We start from the raw sequence: 19,860 nt of genomic DNA, 5'->3' as shown, positions 1-19,860 counted from the left end.
TTGCGACGAATCGTGGCGCAACAGGCACGTCGGGTAATCGACACTGGTAGATCGATCAGCTTGCCGACCTCGCAAGACCCCGGCAGGCAGCAGGATCGACAGGCTGGCACCAAAACCTCCTGCCGATCTTGGCTCAATGGCAGAAGTTGGCGCCGAGACCAACTGTCGATCATGCAGATCGACGGTCTGCAATCACCAAGAGTCTTGACCGATCGATCGGTGCAGCGGTGAGGAGGCAGATCGTCAGCCAGCGCCGCCGTATGCGGCCTGCGACGCTGCTGAGTGTTCCGGTGGGGCGTTGTTCGATCAGTCGTACGGCGAGGAGGGTGATCGGGAGCGCGGCGGCGACGCCGATGATGCTCCAGGCCATGGGGGTGAACGGGCCGAGCACGGGAAGTGGTGGGAGCAGGTGGGCTGCGGCTTGTGAGGCGAGGATGGTGAGCTGCACTGCGGCGAGTGCCGTCAGTGCGGCCAGGAACGTCCGCTGGGACTGCCCCGGGTTTGGTTGACTCGCGGTGTTGAGTGGTTCAGGCCGCGTGTGCGGGTCTGTTGATTGTCTCGAACTCGATGGGGGTGAGCCGTCCGAGGCGTTGTTGCCGGCGTCGGCGGTGGTAGGTGCGTTCGATCCAGGTCACCATCGCCAGGCGGAGGTCGTGGCGGGTGGTCCAGCGTTGCCGGTCCAGGACGTTGCGTTGCAGGAGGGCGAAGAACGATTCCATCGCGGCGTTGTCACCGCAGGCGCCGACGCGGCCCATCGAGCCGACCAGTCCGTTGCGGCGTAGTGCCTTCACGAACTTCTTCGACCGGAACTGGCTTCCTCTGTCGGAGTGGACCACGGTGCCGGCCGGGTTCCGTAGTCGGATCGCGTTGTGCAGGGCGGTGACGGCCAGGGAGGCCTTCATGCGGGTGTCGATGGAGTAGCCGACGATCCGGCCGGAGTACACGTCCTTGATCGCGCACAGGTAGAGCTTGCCTTCGGCGGTGGGGTGTTCGGTGATGTCGGTGAGCCACAGCCGGTTCGGGGCGTCGGCGGTGAACCGGCGTTGCACCAGGTCGTCGTGTACCGGCGGTCCGGCACGCCTGGTCAGGCCCTTGCGCTTGGCGAACACCGACCAGATCCGCTGCTGTGAACACAGTCGGGCGACCCGGTTACGGCCGGCGGTGACGCCGTGGGCGGGGAGTTCGTCGGCGATGAACCGGTACCCGAACGCCGGATCATCGTGGTGGATGTCCAGGGCGGCGTTGATCAGGTGGGCGTCATCGACGTCGCGTCGCGACACCGGGTCGGCGCGCCACGCGTAGTAGGCCTGCTTGCTGAACCCCAACACCCGGCAGGTCACCGCGACGGGAATCCCGTCCGCGGCCAGGTCACCGACCAGCGGGTACATCATTTTGGGGAGATCTCCCGGGCGAAGAACGCCGCCGCTCTCCGGAGGATCTCGTTCTCCTGTTCCAGGAGCTTGTTGCGCCGTCGCAGGTCCCGCAACTCGGCCGACTCCGAACCGGTGACGCCGGGACGGACGCCGTCCTCGACGTCGGCGAGCTTGAGCCAGCGGTGCAGACAGCCCTCGGAGATCCCGAAGTCCTTCGCGATCTGCCGCAACGGCGCCTCACCCTTGCGAGCGACCGCGACCACGTCACGGCGGAACTCCGGCGGGAACGCTTTCGGCATGACAGACATCCTTCCAGCGAGGAACGCATCCTCACAAATCAGGAGTCAACCAAACCGGGTGCAGTCCCCTCGACACCGGTGACCCTGACAACGCACTTCGAGCCGCCGAGGGCTGGAACCCACCCCCCACCGTCCCAGGCGAACGAATCTCACACTTCTACATCGACCTGGCACGCGCCTACCAACAGACCGGTTCACCCACACAAGCCCTCACCGCCCTGCTCAACGCGAGACGAGCAGCACCCGAGCACACCCGGATCCACCCCCAGGTTCACCGCATCGTCGCCGCGGTCCGACCTCGCCTACCAGTCACTGGCCCACTCCACGAGTACGCCAGCTGGACAACTCAAGCAGCACCCGCCAGCTAACGCGGTCGCACGAGATCCGGCAGCTGCGTCAACGTGTCCAGCACCAACCCCCCTGGCTGGGCGGCCGCAACATCACCTGCCCACAGATGCCCCCACGGGCCGCGCTTGATCAGAGCAGCCTGCAGACCAGACGCCTGGGCCGCCCTCACGTCGTAATCGCGGTGATCACCGACGTAAAGGATCTCGCCCCGGTCCCCCGGGGCGAACTCACCGACCCGCCCGAAAAAGCCCGGATCCGGTTTCGCGACACCCCACTCCCCCGACGTAGCGACAGCATCGACAGGCAGATCGAGTGCGCGGATCAGATCAGCCGCCCGGGCCGTCTGGTTCCCGGCCACCCCTACCCACAGACCACGCGCCCGTAGCTCCGCCAACGCAGGACGGACATCCGGATAAAGATCACCATCTCCGATCTGTTCACCCCTCCCGGCCTCCTCCCGGCGCTGCCGCTCGACACCCAGATCGATCCCCGGACGCAGATAATCGAACGCCTCAGCGTTGTCACGACCCTGAGCGACCACAATCCCCACCAACGCCGACAGCGTGTGCCGTGGGACCCGCAGCCAATCCGCCCACGCCTGAAACTCGCGGGTATCGTCCAACAACGTCTCACCGACATCGAACACCACTGATTTGATCACGTAAGGCTCCTCAGTCTGGGCAAGCGGTACGACCAGCCGACGCCTCCCGAGCGTGATGTGTCACCCGGTCGTACCGGAGTGCAGAAGTAGCCCGGCGGGTCACGCGGCTCGGTTGAAACGGAGCCGCATCGAGTGTTTCTGGTATGAGATGTCACGCAGCTCGAATCCGGCCGGTAGCAGATCCAGCCTCACCGGTCTGGCTACAGGCTCCGCCATCGCTATCGGAAGGTGGATGACGACCTCGTCAACCCGATCGATGTTGTGACGGAGGACGCTGGCACTACTGGATCCACTGAAAAGAACGTTTCTGGACCCTGCTGCGTAAGCCTCGGAGAGCCAGTTCCGCAGGTCAACGTCGAGAGGTTCGGGGAGCAGAAAATGGGCTCGCGCATGGCCGTCTAGGACTCCTTCCTCCGGCAGCGCGTCGACGACCACGATGTCGACATGGTCGCGCAGATCAGCCGTGAGTTGCTCTTCGGGCTTGTGGCGGCTCTCGTCGCTGATGCTGTAGGCCCAGGTGACATAAGGCCAGCTTCGTCGTGTTGCGGTGAGCCAAGGGCCGAGGACGGTGAGCGTCTCGGCGGGCAGCACGTCGGTCTCGACATCGATCCCGGCGGCAGCCAGTACCGCAGCACCACCGTCGCCCCGCGAGGTGGGATCGAGAACGCTGATGACGACTCGAACCACGCCCGCATCAAGCAACTCTTGTCGGCAGGCGGGTGTGACGCCGACATGATTGCAGGGTTCGAGCGTGACGACGGCAGTGCCACCACGAGCGGCGGCACCAGCCATCACGAGCGCGTTCACCTCAGCGTGAGGTTCCCCTTTGCGCCGATGGAAGCCCACCCCGACGACCACTCCAGCCTGGTCGAGGATGACACATCCGACAGGCGGGTTGGGGCTTGCGGTGCCCAGACCGAGAGACGACAGCATGATTGCCTGCCGCATAGCGGCATACTCAACTGGCGTTGCCATCACGCATGCTCTCAAGGTCGTCAAGGAAGGCGCCAACCTCGGGGAGGTGCCGATGGCCTCCGACGGCGCTACTCAACTTCAGGAGTTGGTGCAGGATGCGCCGCGACCCTGCCCGCCTGGCAATCGACAGAGCCGTTCGTGCGGTCGCGGCCGCCACGTCCGGTTGGTTCGCTGCGGCGTGGGCTGCTGCCTTGCTGGCCAGTGCCGAGGCGTAGTCCTGACGATGCCGAGACGGAATCAACGGTATCGCCGCGTCGAGAACGGCGATGGCTTCGCGCGGCCGACGTGCCAACTGCAGACACGCCCCGCGATACACCTCGATGTATCCGCTCGTGCAGTAGGAGGCGTGCTCGCCCTCCGGTTTCCCCGGATAGCGGTCTGCAGCCCGATGGTGGGCATCGTCGAGCAGCCGCATGGCACCGTGGTGCTCGCCTGTGGCAGCGAGAGCATGCGCGTGTTGAACGCGGAGTGCCGCCCGCATCGGACGCGGCACCTGCTGATCGAGCTGCAGCGCGGCTTCAGCCTGCTCTGCAGCTCGGGTAGGGTCACCGAGCGCCAACCACTGTTGGCTGCCTCGGTAGTTTGCCCATGCCGTCATGGCGGGGTCGGCGATCTGGCCGCTCCAGGCGAGGGCTTTGCCCGTCCAGTACTGGCCGCTGGTCTGATCGTTCAAAGACTGGAACAACCACGCCGCCGACTCCGCGTACTGTGCGGCGAGACGGATCAAGGCTGGCCGCAGCACCGGCGGCACGTCCCGAAGCAGACTCTCGACAGTGGTCAACTGGCTGGAGACGCCGATGAGTGCATATTCGGGGCCGAAAACCTTGTCGTTCTGGACGAGAAGGTGCCACTGCTCTCGCAGTTGGTAAACGATCTCGTCCCAGCTGCCTCGCTGCCGCTGGTTCAAGTCGCCGCTGACGCGCGGGACATCGGTACGTCGTGGGCTGAAGAGGTCGAGGTCAGCGTTGGTCGCCGCGCCGAGTACCTGACGGAGTGCAGCGCGGCGGGCTTTGCTCGGCCAGCGGTGCTCGCCGCGTTCAAGCTTGCCGACCCACCGAGGGTCCACGTACTGATTGGCGATGTCCTGGCCGGGGTGAAGCCGGACGAGGGCCGCGTTGACGGCGTCCGCGAACTCGCTTCGGGACATGCGCTGGCCGGGGCGCAGGGGCGACGGTAGACGCCGACGCGCGTCGGCGAGCACGGTGTTCGGCCTGATCACCGTGTCCGGATGACGAGGCACCTTCCTCCCTTCCATGAACGTATCGGCTGCGCCGACTATGTCACCAGCAGCCCGGAGTTTCCATCCATGGTCTGTCGTCGTCGGGTCGCCGGCTCCGCGCGTGAGTTCGCGGAGGCGACCTGCCCAAACAAGCCGCCCTGATCCCGTAGCTCGGGAACCGCGGCGTGGTCGAGGCTGGCGTTTGGGACCATCTCGATGTTGTGGGATCCCAGGTAGAAGTACTATTGCATGTCCTCGATCGGTGAGTCGGACGGCAGCGGGTGGTCCAGGAGGAAAGGCAGCCGGACGCCCTCGTCCTCTTCGAGGTAACTCCCGCGAATTGCTACGCCGCGAGGACTTCGGCGAGTTCGCGTGCGGCTGGCCTGGTGCGGAGGTTGGCGGGGATGCTGCGGTAGAGGTCTGCGGCGCGGCGGTGGGAAAGGCCGGTGCGGTAGCGGGCGGGAATGCCGGTCAGGGTTGCGGTTGCGGCATGGCAGGCGTCGAGGGTGTGGCCGTCGCGGTGTTGGCAGGCCGCCGCGTCGAGGCGTAGCAGGGTGCGGGTCAGCGTGCTGGTGGGGGCGGAAAGTGCGAGGGCGTGGGCTTGGCTTTCCCGTGCCCGGTCCGTCTCGCCGAGGGCAGTAAGGGCGTGGGAGAGGTGGACGTGGTGCTTCTGTTCGCAGTGACCGAACCAGGTGTCCGCGCTTTCGGCCTCGGGCAGCGCGTCGGCGAGGCGGTCGGCGTCGCGCAGGGAAGTGGCGGCTTCGTCGCGGCGGCCGGCGAGAGCGTAGGCGCGGCCGGAAACGGCAGCGGCGAGGGTAGCGGCGGCGGTTGCTCCCGGTCCCGCGATGTTCCGGGCCTGTTCGGCGAGTTCGGCTGCGGAGTGGGGTGCGCCGAAGTTCAGTGGCAGCATCGCCTTACGGGCAAGGATCCAGGCGTGTAGCTGCCGGTCGCCGGACTCTTCAGCGGAGCGAGCAGCGGTGGCGAACCAGGCGTGGGCCTCGCGTTGGTTGCCGAGGTCGTGCAGGACGACAGCTGTCATGCCGCCGAGTTGGCCCATGATCCGGGTCAGGGCGACGCGGGTGACGGCGGGTTGAGGGCGTTGCAGCAGGGGGATCACGTCGGTGACGTCGGCGATCAGGTCGGCCAGGACGTCGGTGGGCACCCGGCCTGCGTAGCCGTAGCTGTGCTGTTCGGTGGCGGCTTCCAGCCTGGCGAGGTCAGCCGGTCCGGTGGAGGTCAGGGCGTTGTCGGCTTTGGCCAGCACGTCGGCCAGTTCGGTGAGCGGGGCGGCGGTCAGTCCGGCAGCGAGGGCGGAACGCAGGAGACTTCGTCGATGCATGGATTCATCCTCCCTCGCGGGCCGTGGTGCGACCGGGAGGTCGCTCTCCCAGGATCGCGCGGCCAGGCCCACCAGGGCACCAGGGATCCGTAATCCATCCGCGATCCGCTCGATCGTCTCGATGCCGGTGATCCGCGCTTCGCCTCGGGCAACGAGGCTGATCCGTTCGGCTTTCAGCCCGGTTGCGGCGGCCATCGCGTTCCAGCTAAGCCCTGCCACCTTCGCCGCAGTGAAGACCACTTGAAAGTTGCGGTCGCGTAGGGCTGGCACCACGACAGGGTCGCGGAGCAGCCGACGGGGAAGCATTCGAGCTAAAGCCGACGGATCCACAGCACTCCTTGTTGGACGCGCAGGCCGGTCGACGGACTATACCGTCGATTACCGCCACACGCGTCACCCCCCGTAGTGGTACCCCCTTCGTAGGGTTACGCGTCGTGTGGTGTGCGGGGTGTAGTGACTCTCGTCGTTGCAATCCTCGCAGGAAGGCAGATCGATGGTCCCCAACACCTCGTCCACGGCCCCCGCGGCCACCCCGAGCGCTGGCGGCTCCGACCGTGTCCGGCAGTTTTCCTCGGTGGCGGAGGCGACGCTCGCGCTGGGCTGCAAGACGTACACCGGCACCATCTTCCAGGGTGGCGGCGGCGTCCCCACGGTGACGCCCGCGCGGTAGATCCGCCCGCTTCTGATCGGAGCGGATCGAGACGGCTGCCGGCCCGCGACCGCTGTCGCGGTCCGGCAGCCCTCAGTCTGGGAGGCCCCTGTGACGTCAGCACTTCCCCCGGCGCTGCGGATGGCGGACATGCGGTTTCGCCATGAGCACTTCGGCGCCCTTGCCTGGACCATCACCCAGCCCCGCCGGTTCGTGGAGTTGCCGAGCGCGGCGGCGATGGTCGCGCTGCTGGCACGCGAGCCGTTGGCCCCGCAGTTCCCGCCGCTGGCGCAGTCCGCCCTCAGCGACCGTTTCGGCCTCGACCACACCCGGTGGGCGACCGTCGTCGGTGACCTGCACTCTGCGGGTGTTCTCGCGCCAGCCGACGGCGTACCGGCCGAGCTGGTGACCGACGCACGGGTTCACGCGGTCGCGGACGAAGCCGAGGCGGCACGGCCCCGGTCGGCGGTACTCAAGCCGTTCTGGGTGCACCTGCAACCCTTCACGGCCTGCAACCAGAAGTGTTTGCACTGCTACTGCTCCGGCGGTCCGAGGGCGGATCCGTTCCTGCTGCCGCTGGAGCAGTGGCACGAGATCATCGGCCGGCTCGATGACTACGGCGTGCCAGACATCTACATCACCGGTGGGGAGAGCCTGCTCCTGCCGGGATTCTTCGACCTGGCCGCCGACATCATCGGCCGGGGGTTGGGCTTCGGGGTGTCGACCAACGCCACGGTGCTCAACGCCGGTCGACTGGAGCGGCTATGCGAGTTGGGGGTGTCCCCGGTGCAGGTGTCGCTGGACGGCGGCCAAGCCGCCACGCACGAGATGATCCGGGCCGCGCCTGGCTCCTGGGCCAAGACCCTCGCCGGTATCCGCGCGCTCGGCGAGTTCACCGAGGTCGCCATCAACACCGTGGTCAACCACGTCAACCTGCGCGAGCTGGAACAGGTCGTGCAGGTCGGGCTCGGCGTCGGGGTACGTCGGTTCAAGTTCTTCCCGCAGAAGCCGGTCGGGCGGTCCAACCCGGCGGTGACGTTGGACGACACCACGATCTTGACTGTGCTGCTGCCGGAGTGCCAGCGCTTGGCCGAGGCGTACGACGTGGAGATCGAGACGATCAGCCCGGCCGAGGGGTGTGGTAGCGGCAGCATCGGATTCGCCGTCGACCAGCGCGGTGACGTCTACCCGTGCATTTTCGGGGTGGAGAACCGGTCCCTGCGGGCCGGGAACCTCCTGACCGACGACCTGGACAGCATGTGGTTCGGCGCGGCGGTGTGGAAGCAGTTCCGTGGTGAGCCGACCACGCCGTGCCGGCGATGCGAGGTGCCATGCCAGCGGTGACCGATCCCGACCAGGCGAGGGTGCTGGTGTGGGCGCCAACGCTGTACGAGTCCGGGTTCAAACAGCGACACGTCGACGGTGACGCCCTCGGGGTGCAGGCGTCCCTGCGCACCGCCGGCTACGACAGTGTCCTGTTGGACGCCTACTACCGGGGCCGGCCCGCCGCGACGCTGGCCGATACGCTCGCCGATGCCGCCGGGTTCGACGTGCTCGTGGTGCACCTGTTCACCTCGGACGCGTACGGACCTCGGCTACGGCGCATCGCCGACGAGCTGCTGGCCGCGCGGCTGCGCCGACCCCGGCTGACCGTCATCGGCTTCGGGCCTCTGGCGGTGTCCGCCGCCGGGGAGCTGATGGCGCATGGTGCGGTGGACCACGTCGTCGCCGGGCCCACCACCGTCGCGGCCGATCCGTTCGTCGCGGGGCTCCTCACGCACCTTCGCGCGCACCTGGCCGTGTACACGTCGCTGCGGTCGCTCACCGCCGCCGACCTGCCCTACGGCGCCGACTCGGTGGTGTCGGTGGCCGCGAGCCGAGGCTGCCGGTCGCGCTGCATGTTCTGCGCCTACAACGCCGACCTGCCCGGCGGCGGCTGGCGGGACATGCCCATGACCTTGGTCGTCGACGACATCGCCCACCTGCACCAGGCCCTCGGGGCGACGACGTTCGCGTTCTCGGACTCCGACTTCGGTGGCACCCGACGAGAGTGCGCCCGCCGCGGCACGGACCTACGAGACAGGCTCCGGGCGGTGGGGCTCGCGGGCACGCTCACGTTCGCGATCAGTGTGCGCGCGGAAACCCTCGACCCGCACACCGTTGGCGTGCTGGCCGACGCCGGGGTCCGCACCATGCTCATCGGCGTGGAGTCGTTCAACCCGGACACCCTGCACCGCATCTACGGCAAACGTCAGGACCTCACGCACCTGCGGGAGGTGGTGGCCGCCGCCGACGACGCCGGAGTCACGACCGTGGCCAGCTACATCCTGTGGCATCCCTGGCAAACCGTCGCCGGGCTCCGCACCGAGCTGGAGGCGCTGGACCGCTTCGGCCGCCACCGGATCCCGCACTTCATGGCCCGTAGCCGCTTGGAGGTCATCCCCGGCACCGTCATCGAACGGCAGATCGCCGCCGACGGGCTGCTCATCAACGCGCCGTTCCACCGCGCGTTCACCATCGCAGACCCGGGTGCCGCCGCCGTGGCCGATGCACTGACCGAGTGGTTCGCCACCACTGCGGCGCCGGTGCTCGCGGGCCTGCATGAAGCTGAACCTGGCAGCCTGGACCGGCTCGCCGAACTCAAGATCGCCGAGTGGGCGTGGCTCACCGAAACCGTCAACCGGGAGGCTGCCTGTCATGGGTGAACTGCTGCTCGGCATCCATGGCGGCGCCAACGCCACCGCTGCCATCGCCGTCGACGGGCACCTCACGTACTGCGTGCAGGAGGAGCGGTTCACCGGCATCAAGGGCTACATGGGCTTCCCGCACCGGGCCGTCGCTGCGTGCCTGCACGCGGTCGGCGCCGAACCCGCCGACGTCGCCGAAGTTGTCTACGGCAGCCGCTCCGGGGCAGTGGACCACTGCCGCCGTGACGAATGGCTGCGCCGCCTCGCCGCCTTCCACCACCAAACGACCCTGGCCCATGCCGAGGAGCATCTGGTGGCCGCCGCACCCGGCGGGCTGCCACAGCGGGTCATCGAGCTGTTGCGGCAGGGCGGCCTCACCGCCGCCCGGATCACCTACGTTGACCACCACACCGCGCACGCCGCCGCCGCGTACTACGGGCTACGCACCGACCCCGACCGCCCCTACCTCGTGCTGACCTGCGACGGATTCGGTGACGGCGCCTGCGCGACTATCTCCACCTGGACAGCCGGCCAGCGCACCGAGATCGCCCGCACCAACATGCGCAACTCCATCGGCCTGCTGTGGTTCTGGTTCACCCACGCCGCCGGGTTCACCCCCCACGAGGACGAGTACAAGCTCATGGGCATGGCCCCCTACGCCCGCCCCGACCGTGCCCGGCAGGTCGCCGACATCCTGCACACCTACCTCGGCCTCGACCCCACCGGCCTCCGGCTGCAGCGTACGACCACCGCCAGCATCGAACGGGCCTGGCCCGACATCGCACAACACCTGCAGGGCCGGCGCTTCGACGACCTCTTCGCTGGCTTGCAACTTTTCACCGAAGACCTGCTCACCCGATGGGCCCGCAACGCCGTCACCGCCACCGGCATCCGAAACGTGCTCGCCGGTGGCGGCGTGTTCATGAACATCAAGGTCAACCAGCGCATCGCCGACCTGGACTGCCTGGACACATTTGCGGCGTTTCCGTCCTGTGGAGACGAAAGCCTCCCACTGGGCGCCCTCTACCACCGTCTCGCCACCACCCAAGGCCACCACCGCGTTCAGCCGCTGACCGACTGCTACCTCGGCGACGACATCACCCCCGACGACGCCCGGCGCGCCGTCGCAGGCACCGGTTTGCACCTGCATGAACCCGACCGTATCGAGGACGTGATGGCCGGGCTTCTCGCTGACGGGCAGATCGTCGCCCGCTGTGCCGGCCGCATGGAGTACGGGGCCCGTGCCCTCGGCAACCGCTCCATCCTCGCCAACCCGGCCGACGCCGACGTACCACGACGCCTGAACCAGCTCATCAAACAGCGGGACTTCTGGATGCCGTTCGCGCCCGCGATCCTCCGCAGCCACCAGCACCGCTACATCCGCAACCCCCGCCGACTATCCAGTCCGTACATGATGCTCGGCTTCGACACCCAACCCGACGCCGCCACTGACATGATCGCCGCCATCCACCCCGCCGACCTGAGCTGCCGACCGCAGATCGTCAACGACAACAGCCCCACCGGCCTCGCCAAGATCCTGCACGCCTACCACGCCCGCACAGGCCGGGCCGGGCTGCTCAACACCTCACTGAACCTGCACGGCCACCCCATCGCCCGCACCGCCGCCGACGCCATCGCCGTGCTCCAGCACTCCGACCTGGCCTACCTCCAACTCGGCCCGTACCTCGTCACGAAACACGAACCGACATGCTGAGGCTCATCGCGATATCCACCGCCTGGTCGGCGGTGATGATCGCCTCCCGCAGCTCTACATCACGCGGGTCAAACGCAGTCAACACACTGCCCCGCAGGTCCGCGCAGGAAAAATCCGCCTCCCGCAGGCTCGCACCGGACAGGTCCACATCCCGCAGCACGACACCCTGACACCGGGCACCGCTCAGGTTCGCTCCGCGCATCCGCACCCGGGTGAACTCGGCGGTGCTGAGATCGGCGCCCAGCATCTCGACGTCCGACCAGTCCCCGCCCTCCACCTCCAGACCAGACAGGTCACACCGGTCGAACACCGACGCGGTCAGCGTGCACTCCGTCAGCGAGGCGTCCCACCAGTTGCAGCCAGCGAACCGGCAGTCCTTGAACATCGAACCGACAAGCCGAGCACAGTTGAACCGCACCGCAGTGAACGTGCACGACTCGAACACACCGTCCTCAAGCGTCGCCTCGCACAGGTCGACCTCCCGAATTGCGGCCCCCTCGTACCGCAATCCCACAAACCGCGCTGACCCATCCGAACTCATTTCTGGGTCCGGCCAGTCCGCGCTGGCGACAACTCGCCGGGCCGCCGACGCACGCCTGCCCGCCCTCAAGAATCATCGTCCTCAATATGAATGCCTGCGGCCCGTGCAAGCCCATACGACAGGCTCATCAAATCGGTGTGGTGCACGATCGCCCCCTTCCAATTTGAAACGTCACCGACGCCGGCCAGGTTGCATCCGCGAAACCGCGCCCCCTCCATTGCAGCATGATGAAATACCGCACTTGTCAGATCGCAATGTCGAAACACCGCCCCACTTAGATCAGCGTTAGTGAAGTCGGCACCACTGAGGTTGCATTCCACGAAGCTGACCGCATCGAACTTCGTCATCCGCCAGGCCGACAGATCTGCACGGCATTCCTTGATGGTGACATCCCGCAGCAGACCATCAGCCAAGGTCACGCCCGTCATTCTGCACTGGGAAAGTCGAACCCGGGTCATGCTTCCACCGTCAGCACGGATATTCGCCAGACTGGAGTCCGTCACCAGACAGTCCGTCATCGTCACCTGATCCAAACGACAGCTGGACAAATCAGCTCCGCGGAATCGACATTGAGTGAAAGTCATCGAGTCAGCATCCTGCCCGGCCAAGCTCAGGCTATAGAAGGCTCGGCTCTCAAGCTCCGACTCAGATTCCAGCTCGCTGGCATCAAACAGCACCAGTTCCGACGGCGGCAATGGACTCCGGGGCTCTCTCACCTTCCGGGCAGCGCTTGAACGGGTAGTGGACACACGTCGGGGTGACATACACTGCAGCCTAAGCCCTACCGCGCCACTCACCATGGGTCGAATCGCCGCGTTCTAGAGAAGCCGTGACAACGGCTGTCGGCAACGGCACGAGGTGACTGTTCATGGTTGGCAACAACCCAGGGTTATTGCGTTCTGGGGAAACTGCTGGTCACGGCGGTGATGAGGTCGGTTGAGCGACGGTCGGCGCGTCGGTTGGCGCGAACCACGCGGGCGCCGGGATGGCCGCCCGCGCCTCGTAACGCGACGGCGCTCGGGTCAGGGCTTGAGGCCGTCGACGACGATGCGCAGGGCGGTGTCGAGGACGCCGTGCATGGCCTCGACAGACAGGATTTTCGAGCCGACAAGAGTGGCGATGCCGTAGGCGGGCGTAAAGGCCGCCGTGCCGATCTGCGCGGGGTCGCCAGCCATCACCTCGCCACTGGCCTGCCCGAGCTCGATCACGCTGATGACCCGGCGGGAGAGCCGCTGCGCGGCTTCGACCATCTCGGGGTCGTGGTACTTGCGCGCGTACATTAATTAGGTCCACCAACGCCGGGTTCTCCACCGCGAACACCAGATACGCCCGGACCATCGCCCGGAAGTCCGCCTCGAACGATCCGGAACCACCCGCCGCGGCGAGCGCCTGCTCGACCTCCACGAAGCCGGCCAGCGCCACGGCGTCAAGCAGAGCCGCCTTGTCCCGGAAATGGCGCCGGGGCGCGGCACTGCTGACGTTCAGATCCCGGGCCAGCTGCCGAAGAGAGAGTTCGTCGGCACCGGTCTCGCGCAGGACGAGGTGGGAACGCGCCAGAAGCTCCTCGCGCAAGCGTCATTGATCCCGCTCACCTGGTCGAAGACGCTGCGCAGCGCTTCTCCGAGCCGATGCTCGGCGGGCAGAAGGGCCGCCCGCAACGCGGGGTCGGTGCGCGACGCCGTCCACAGTTCCATGGCCGCCTGGAACGGCGGACCCGTCATGGATTCGCGGAAAGCACGGACGACGCGGCGTAAAGCATCCGGCTCGCCGTCGGCGTGAACGGCGATGTCCTGGATCCGGGCCAGCCGGATGTCGGCGATGTGGTGGGTGGCAGCGACGATCATCTCCGCCTTGGAACCGAAGTGGTGCAGCATCGCACCACGCGAAACATGAGCCTCGTTCCGGAATGCGCTGGGTGGTGGTCCGGACGTAGCCGTACTCCACCAGCGACGCCATGGTGGCCTCGAGCAGAATCTCCCGGGTGCGCTCGCGCTGCTCTTTCCGGGTCATCGCTCGGGATCAGCCAGATCGGCAATGTCGGCCTCGGTCGGTACCGCACCGCCGCCGTCGGGGATGAACCGCCCCTGATCCCTACAGCGCACCGCGGCGTCGAAGCGGTGATGCTGGCGGCATCACCTCGTGGCACCGTCGTTCTGGACTCTGTTTCATGTCGGCGTGGCACGCACGACCTGCTGGAGTCCGATTGTAGAGTTCAAATCCCCTCTAGAGCTATGAGCCTTGGAGTCGCCGGTGTCAGGTCTTACTACCCAGGTCACAGCAGACGATCCACAAGAAAGTCGCTCTCAAGAGGAGCCCGTCTGTGCCGATCAGTGATACGGACATCTTGACGGCGCTGTCGGCGTACCTGGAGGGCTATCCGGACGAAGCGGCATCGCTGTCCGAGCCGGTGAGGCTGCTGGCTAAAGGGTCGGGTTTCGCCTCACGACGCAACTTCTTGATGCATGTAACTGTCGGTGCGCTCTTGGTGCGTAATAGCGCGGACGTTCTTTTGGTCGATCACCGCGCCTACGGGATCCCCTTGCAGCCTGGAGGTCATGTCGAGCCGATGGATTCCACGCTGGTCGGTGCGGCTGTGCGGGAGTTGGTGGAGGAGACCGGTGTTGATCCGGGCAGTCTCGTTCTGGCCTCCCCTATTCCGGTGTACGTCGAGTTCGGGAGGGTTCCGGCGCGGCCGGCGAAGGACGAGCCAGAGCACTTCCATCTTGACTTCGGTTACTCGTTCGTGACGAAGCAGGCCGATGTGGGGTGCATCCAGGAATCGGAGGTACGGGGCGCGGCCTGGTATCCACTTTCGTTGGCGGAGCGGCTCGTCGGGCACCGCATCGGGCGAGCGTTGACGGTTCCGGCATGAGGGGTTGAACGGCCAAGGTGTGTCTCGGGCCGATCGGTTGTCGTGCTCTCCGGTTCGTGGTCGACCTTCGGCCGACTGGTTGTTGCTTATCCGAAGGATGGTTTGCGGTTTCGCCTGCGCTTGAGCTCGAAGAACCCCTCGGTTTCCGCGACGAGCTTAAGCCGTCCCAGAGTCGTCCGGCGGCCTCACCCGGGGCGCAGGTGTGATGACGGGACCGAACAGTGCGGTGCCGGAGATGCGGAGCACGGGCGTCCCGACGTCGAGGCCGACCTCGTCGAACGCCTCGTTGTGCGAGTCGATGATGAGCTGGTCGAGTGCTGTGCTGGTGGCCGCCGAGGCCACCGACAGAGGCAGCCCAGCGAACCCCACCACTCCGTTCCGCCCCGTAGCGACGACCGACCATTTAGGCAGGGCGTGTACTCCATGACCACCATGAACGAGACGGACACCTCGGACCCCGCAGCACTGCGCGCGGCGATGGTCTCCGAGTTGCTCGAGGACCCGATCACCTCGGAGGCCGTTGCCGCTGCCTTCTCGGTCGTGCCCCGCCATCTCTTCGCCCCCGGCGAGGCGTTGGAGGTGGCGTACGACTCGAACACGCCCCTGGTGACGAAGACCGACCCCGACGGCACAGCGCTGAGCTCGGTCTCCGCGGCGCACATCCAGGCCGTGATGCTCGAGCAGGCGCAAATCGAACCGGGGATGCGGGTGCTGGAGATCGGCTCCGGCGGGTACAACGCCGCTTTGATCGCAGAGTTGGTCGGCCCCACCGGCTCGGTGACGTCGGTGGACATCGACCCCGAGATCGTCGCCCGGGCGCACACCTGCCTCCAGGTAGCTGGCTACGGGCAGGTCCGGGTGGTGCGGGCCGACGCGGAACACGGCGTGCCGGAGTGTGCCCCCTACGACCGGATCGTCGTCACGGTGGGGGCCTGGGACATACCGCCGGCGTGGATCGACCAGCTGACCGGGCGGGGCAGGATCGTCGTGCCGCTGCGGTTCGCCGGGCTGTCCCGCTGCATCGCCTTCGACCGGTCCGGAATGGGACTGGTCAGCCACAGCTACCGGCTCGGCGGCTTCGTGCCCATGCAGGGCGCAGGTACGTACAGCGAGTCGTTGGTGCCGATCACCGGCGAGGCGACCCTGCGGCTCGACGGCCCGCATCCGGAGTTCGACATCCCCGCCCTGCGCGAGGCCATGCACTCCCCCAGCATCGAGCGCTGGTCCGGGGCGGCCTTCGATTTGCCCGACGAGCTGGAGCTGTTCGTCGTCACCAGCGCCCCGTCGGTGCCGTTCCTACACGCCGGCCAGCGCCTCGTCGACCAGGGGGTCTTCACCCCGGCGGTGACCTACGGCACCGCCGTCCTGGTCGAGGGCGGCAGCTTCGCCTACCGCACCAAACGCGAGAACGAGAAAACCGACGGATGGGAGAGCGGGGTGTACGCCTACGGGCCGCGCGCCGAGGCGGTCGCCGACCGGTACCTCACCCTGCTGCGCCGCTGGGCGGCCGACCATCGTCGACGCGACGCCGCGCGCATCGAGTACCTCCCCACCAGCACCGGCGCACCACCGAACGGGTGGTACGCCCGCAAGCGGCGCGGGGTTGTCGCGGTCACCTGGCCCTGACAGCATTCCGGAGCCCCGCACTGGGGGCAGTGATGGTCTCTGAGTTGCGCGAAGATGTGGGCACGTCGCGGGCCTCTGCAGGGTGTCGGCGAGAACCGGGAGGAACTCGTTCTCCTCGCCGATCGCGAGGTTGGTCTCCGGTTCGACGGCCCCACCCCCACCGACGTCGGTCCGCTGCGGCAAGCCCTGCGGCAGCCGGGCGTGGATGTCTGGTCCGGTGTGACCGTCGGCGAGCAGGAGCCCTTCGACAACCTCGACCTCTACCAGATGACGGTCACGCCCGGTTTCTGCATGCTCGCCGCCGAGAAGTCAGCGTTCGACCACGGCGTGGTCAACGCGTCGTGGCGGGTCCCGAGTCCTGCCGTCGTCGAGGGCGACAGTTCGCCTACCGGATGCGTCCCCGCTCCCTCGACGACAGTGGCACCCGCTACGAGCTGGGCGTCCGCGCACACGGCCCGGGCGCGGCGCGGGTCGCGGAGGAGTTCGCCGACCGGATTCGGGTCAGGGACCGAGAGCACCGAGGTCAGCGGGCACACATCGAGGTGTATCCGGTCGGCACGCCGGATCATGAACTGCCCAGCGGGCTTGTCATCGACAAGCGTCGCAACCGGGTCATTGTCTCCTGGCCCTGACGCCCGGACCCAAGTCAGGACCAGGCAGCAATGGCCAGCCGGAGAGCCAGGATGTGAAACATGACCACCAGGAGATGGACGGGTTCTCTGCATCTCAGTGCAGAGGATGCGGTGCGAGCGTCCGTCAGTTTCGACCAGCTTCGCAACTACGGCGACTCCTTGTACTGGCTCGAAACTCGGCCCGACAGTGGCGGAGAAGTGATGCTGGTGCGATGGACTCCGGCTGAGGGGGTACGTGACGCTGGCCCCACCGCCTTCCGCATCGGCAGTCCCGTGCACGCCTACGGTGGCGGTTGCTACGCCGTCGTGGACCGGGAGTTGTGGTGCGTCGACGACCGTGGTCTGTATCGGCGTCCTCGGGACGGTGGTGGCGACCTCGAGTTGGTCGACTCCGGTGCGGTCGGGGGGTTGGTCGCCGGCACGGGCGAGGTCCTGGGCGTCCGGGAGACCGACCAGGGCGACGAGTTGGTGGCGGTGGAGTGCGCGGAATCGTCACGGGTGCGGGTGCTCGCCGCGTCGGCGGGATTCTTCGGTACGCCGCAGCCCGGTCCGGGTTTCTTGGCCTGGTCGTCGTGGCGGGTGGATGACATGCCGTGGGATGCCTGCGAGGTGTGGGTGGCGGCCTACGAGCCTGGTGGGCGGCTTACCGACCGGCGGCGGGTGGCGGGTGGACCGGGTGAGTCTGCGATCGAACCGCGGTGGGGGCCTGACGGGGCGCTCTACTTCGTGTCGGACCGTGGCGGCTGGTGGAACCTCTTCCGCTGGAACGGTCAGGAGGTCCAGGCGGTAGCCCCGCTGGCGGCGGAGTGCGCGGCGGAGCCGTGGGAGCTGGGTTACTCGTCGTACGGATTCCTCGACGACGGGCGGATCGCGGTCGTGGTTCAGGAGGGGCCACGCCACCGCCTGGTCCTCATCGACGCGGAGGGAACGGCCGAACCGGTCGCGCTTCCGTACACCTCTATGAAGCCGTATGTGGTGGTCGACGGTCAGGCAGTCGCTCTGATCGCTGCGTCGCCGACGGCGGCATCGCAGGTCGTGCTCGTTCACCTGGGGGCAGGTGCACCGCGGGTGGAGGTGGTCGCCCGGTCAGAGCCCTACCGCCTCATCAGCGCGGCCGTGTCGACCCCGACCGAGCTGCGGGTCCAGGTGGAGGAAGACCGGCAGGTGACGGCGTTGCTGTATCCACCGACAGGTGCCGCGTCGGGGTGGCGGGCTCCTCTGATCGTCCGGGCGCATCCCGGGCCGACCGCCTCCTGCCTGCTACGTCTGGACTGGCAGACCCAGTTCTTCACCAGCCGGGGCTTCGCCGTCGTGGACGTCGACTATCTCGGCAGCACCGGATACGGCCGACCGTTCCGCCAGGCCCTGTACGGCCGGTGGGGGTGGGACGACGTGCACGACTGCCGAGCGGTGGCCGAGCACCTCCTCGCCACCGGACAAGCGGTCCCCGGTCAGGTGTTCATCCGTGGCGCCAGCGCCGGCGGATACACAGCCCTCCAGGCAGTGGCGCAGGACGGTCCGTTCGCCGCTGCCACAGCCGTCTCGGCGATCGTCGACCCCGACCGGTGGGCGGCTACCGTGCCCCGCTTCCAGCGCGCCCACGCCCACCGTCTCCGCGGCGGGGCAGGCCGGGTACCGGCCGGGCTGATCCACCGACCGGTACTGCTCATCCACGGCACCAACGACACCGTCGCCACCGCGACCGACGTCCAGAACCTCGCCGCGCAGCTGACGGACCGCGACCAGCCCGGGAGACTGCTGCTGCTCGACAGCGTCGGCCACTACGTCGCCACGTCCCACAGGGCGAGGGAGGCACTCGACGCCGAGCTGGACCACTACCGCTCAGTCATCGGCGAGGGAAAGCAGCACCGCGACGACTACACGGCCGCCAACGGCAGTTGATGCCGAATGTAGTCGCTGAGCTCGCGAACCTCCGGCTCGCTTCGTCGATCTCCACCGCACCGATCGTGTCGGTCAACACCGTCTTCGACCGAGTCCCGATCCGGACGTTGCCCGACCTGCCACCAGCCGAGTCGTGCTTCACGTAACCGAGGTGCTCGGTCATCTCCTCGTTCAATGCCGTCTCCAGGACCGACTTCGTCAGCTGCTTGAGCAGCCCGTCCGGACCGGTCGACGAAGACCTTGCTCCCTCGCAGCCTTCACCAGTCAGCAGCGGCCTCCCCTCCACCGACGACTCGGACCGCTCCTTCCGTCCGGTCGTCGTTCAGCGTCGCAGTCATCACGGCACCCTCCTCACCAGACACAGCGCCTGGTAGGTCAGGCCGGAGACACCGCTAGATCCACACCCGAGAACGAGGAATGAGCAGGAAGGGAGACAGCGGGGGCCTGAAGAGGGGTGTGCGGGGTGGTCAGGGGCGGTGGGCCAGACCGGTGTCGCCGACCACCGCGTCCAGATCCGCGAACAGGTCGAGCAACGCCGGTTGCGCCTCAGCAACCTCCGACCGCAGATGCACCCGCGCTGGCAGGGACGCCCCGTCCAACAACAGCCGGTCCAACTGGGTGTGCAACGCCAACCCGGCCAAGAGCAGGTCACCGTCGGGAAGGCGCAGTACACCATCGGCGGGTGGAGAGGGTGTCCGCCGAGTCACCAATGCTGTGGAGCTGTCCGGCGGTCCCTTCAGGGTGCGGGCTATGCCTCGGCTGGCCGGATCCCCGTGTCGTCTACACGGTCTGGTCCTGGCGGAGACGACCGTCGTCTTTCCACCGCTGGAACTACTGGTTCCGCTTCGGTTGACCGACGGCACGTACCTGTGCGCTGGAACGTGGCCGATACCGGCGGCGGGCCGCGGCAGGCTCAGCGAGTTGACCCGGTCTGCTGGGTCGGCCACGTCCTTGTCGCCGCCGACCAGGCTGACGCGGACGGCACCCTCAGAATCGTCACGGCTGCGCGAGGAACTGTCCTCC

The 19,860-nt window shown here is 67.4% G+C and carries 19 protein-coding genes and 1 pseudogene; 7 read left to right on the top strand and 13 right to left on the bottom strand.

All coding sequences use genetic code 11. The features are described 5' to 3' along the window. Positions 1-169: 169 nt before the first annotated feature. The 6 genes from WHN02_RS15080 to WHN02_RS15055 all read right to left on the bottom strand — a co-directional run bounded on the left by WHN02_RS15080 (position 170) and on the right by WHN02_RS15055 (position 6,484). Positions 170-448 carry a hypothetical protein gene (locus WHN02_RS15080; RefSeq protein WP_434739375.1) on the bottom strand — a complete coding sequence of 93 codons (279 nt, stop codon included), beginning with the start codon at positions 446-448 and terminating at the stop codon, positions 170-172. 79 nt (positions 449-527) lie between these two features. Next, positions 528-1,672 (bottom strand): IS3 family transposase gene (locus WHN02_RS15075; RefSeq protein ID WP_434739374.1). Its coding sequence is split into 2 segments (ribosomal slippage): positions 528-1,399 and positions 1,399-1,672, totalling 1,146 coding nucleotides; the frame shifts between segments, so codons are not numbered across the junction. 364 nt (positions 1,673-2,036) lie between these two features. Further along, positions 2,037-2,681, bottom strand: coding sequence for an HAD family hydrolase (locus WHN02_RS15070; RefSeq protein WP_434739373.1), 645 nt, complete (start codon positions 2,679-2,681; stop codon positions 2,037-2,039). A 99-nt stretch (positions 2,682-2,780) separates the two neighbouring features. Beyond that, entirely contained in the window at positions 2,781-3,629 is an 849-nt protein-coding gene (gene ribD, locus WHN02_RS15065) for a bifunctional diaminohydroxyphosphoribosylaminopyrimidine deaminase/5-amino-6-(5-phosphoribosylamino)uracil reductase RibD (protein WP_434739372.1), read from the bottom strand. 10 nt (positions 3,630-3,639) lie between these two features. Beyond that, a complete protein-coding gene (locus WHN02_RS15060) occupies positions 3,640-4,911 on the bottom strand; it encodes a hypothetical protein (protein ID WP_434739371.1) in 1,272 nt (423 codons plus the stop codon). Between the two features lie 307 nt (positions 4,912-5,218). Beyond that, positions 5,219-6,484: a hypothetical protein gene (locus tag WHN02_RS15055; protein ID WP_434739370.1), complete on the bottom strand. Its 1,266-nt coding sequence runs from the start codon at positions 6,482-6,484 to the stop codon at positions 5,219-5,221. A 529-nt stretch (positions 6,485-7,013) separates the two neighbouring features. On the opposite strand from WHN02_RS15055, the gene WHN02_RS15050 reads away from it, so the two are divergent. The 3 genes from WHN02_RS15050 (at position 7,014) to WHN02_RS15040 (ending at position 11,264) form a co-directional block, all read left to right on the top strand. Further along, a complete protein-coding gene (locus WHN02_RS15050; protein WP_434739369.1) occupies positions 7,014-8,207 on the top strand; it encodes a radical SAM protein in 1,194 nt (397 codons plus the stop codon). A gap of 134 nt (positions 8,208-8,341) precedes the next feature. Further along, positions 8,342-9,568 (top strand): B12-binding domain-containing radical SAM protein, encoded by a 1,227-nt coding sequence (locus WHN02_RS15045; protein ID WP_434739368.1) that lies wholly within the window; start codon positions 8,342-8,344, stop codon positions 9,566-9,568. Beyond that, positions 9,561-11,264 (top strand): carbamoyltransferase C-terminal domain-containing protein, encoded by a 1,704-nt coding sequence (locus WHN02_RS15040; RefSeq protein WP_434739367.1) that lies wholly within the window; start codon positions 9,561-9,563, stop codon positions 11,262-11,264. The genes WHN02_RS15045 and WHN02_RS15040 overlap by 8 nt, the downstream gene beginning before the upstream one ends. Here WHN02_RS15040 and WHN02_RS15035 read toward each other — a convergent pair. From WHN02_RS15035 to WHN02_RS15020, 4 genes are all read right to left on the bottom strand, one after another. After that, complete coding sequence (locus WHN02_RS15035; protein WP_434739366.1) at positions 11,239-11,778, bottom strand: pentapeptide repeat-containing protein; 540 nt, start codon at positions 11,776-11,778, stop codon at positions 11,239-11,241. The two genes, WHN02_RS15040 and WHN02_RS15035, sit on opposite strands and share 26 nt — an antisense overlap. 92 nt (positions 11,779-11,870) lie before the next feature. After that, positions 11,871-12,569, bottom strand: a complete 699-nt coding sequence (locus WHN02_RS15030; protein ID WP_434739365.1) for a pentapeptide repeat-containing protein — start codon at positions 12,567-12,569, stop codon at positions 11,871-11,873. A 258-nt stretch (positions 12,570-12,827) separates the two neighbouring features. Continuing rightward, positions 12,828-13,085: a hypothetical protein gene (locus WHN02_RS15025; protein ID WP_434744125.1), complete on the bottom strand. Its 258-nt coding sequence runs from the start codon at positions 13,083-13,085 to the stop codon at positions 12,828-12,830. A 201-nt stretch (positions 13,086-13,286) separates the two neighbouring features. Next, positions 13,287-13,679, bottom strand: a complete 393-nt coding sequence (locus WHN02_RS15020; protein WP_434739364.1) for a hypothetical protein — start codon at positions 13,677-13,679, stop codon at positions 13,287-13,289. 446 nt (positions 13,680-14,125) lie between these two features. Between WHN02_RS15020 and WHN02_RS15015 the strand changes: the two genes are divergently transcribed. After that, on the top strand, positions 14,126-14,677 hold the full coding sequence (locus tag WHN02_RS15015) for an NUDIX hydrolase (protein WP_434739363.1): 552 nt from the start codon (positions 14,126-14,128) through the stop codon (positions 14,675-14,677). A 156-nt stretch (positions 14,678-14,833) separates the two neighbouring features. On the opposite strand, the gene WHN02_RS15010 is transcribed toward WHN02_RS15015, so the two are convergent. Then, a complete protein-coding gene (locus tag WHN02_RS15010; RefSeq protein WP_434739362.1) occupies positions 14,834-15,229 on the bottom strand; it encodes a mycothiol-dependent nitroreductase Rv2466c family protein in 396 nt (131 codons plus the stop codon). On the opposite strand from WHN02_RS15010, the gene fxlM reads away from it, so the two are divergent. From fxlM to WHN02_RS14995, 3 genes are all read left to right on the top strand, one after another. Next, positions 15,110-16,303: a methyltransferase, FxLD system gene (gene fxlM, locus WHN02_RS15005; protein ID WP_434739361.1), complete on the top strand. Its 1,194-nt coding sequence runs from the start codon at positions 15,110-15,112 to the stop codon at positions 16,301-16,303. The two genes, WHN02_RS15010 and fxlM, sit on opposite strands and share 120 nt — an antisense overlap. A gap of 341 nt (positions 16,304-16,644) precedes the next feature. Beyond that, a complete protein-coding gene (locus WHN02_RS15000) occupies positions 16,645-16,935 on the top strand; it encodes a hypothetical protein (RefSeq protein WP_434739360.1) in 291 nt (96 codons plus the stop codon). A gap of 201 nt (positions 16,936-17,136) precedes the next feature. Then, positions 17,137-18,837, top strand: coding sequence for a S9 family peptidase (locus WHN02_RS14995; protein ID WP_434739359.1), 1,701 nt, complete (start codon positions 17,137-17,139; stop codon positions 18,835-18,837). Between the two features lie 43 nt (positions 18,838-18,880). Here the strand turns inward: WHN02_RS14995 and WHN02_RS14990 are convergent. Together WHN02_RS14990 and WHN02_RS14985 are read right to left on the bottom strand one after the other, a co-directional pair. Beyond that, a pseudogene (locus WHN02_RS14990) lies at positions 18,881-19,175 on the bottom strand (transposase); the annotation flags it as partial. Positions 19,176-19,304: 129 nt separating this feature from the next. Further along, positions 19,305-19,544 (bottom strand): hypothetical protein, encoded by a 240-nt coding sequence (locus WHN02_RS14985; protein WP_434739358.1) that lies wholly within the window; start codon positions 19,542-19,544, stop codon positions 19,305-19,307. Positions 19,545-19,860: the final 316 nt, after the last annotated feature.

The sequence above is a fragment of the Micromonospora sp. SH-82 genome (genome assembly GCF_051132485.1).
GTDB lineage: Bacteria > Actinomycetota > Actinomycetes > Mycobacteriales > Micromonosporaceae > Micromonospora.
The sequence above is the reverse complement of the archived record's forward strand: the minus strand, read 5'-3'. Positions and strand labels throughout refer to the sequence as shown.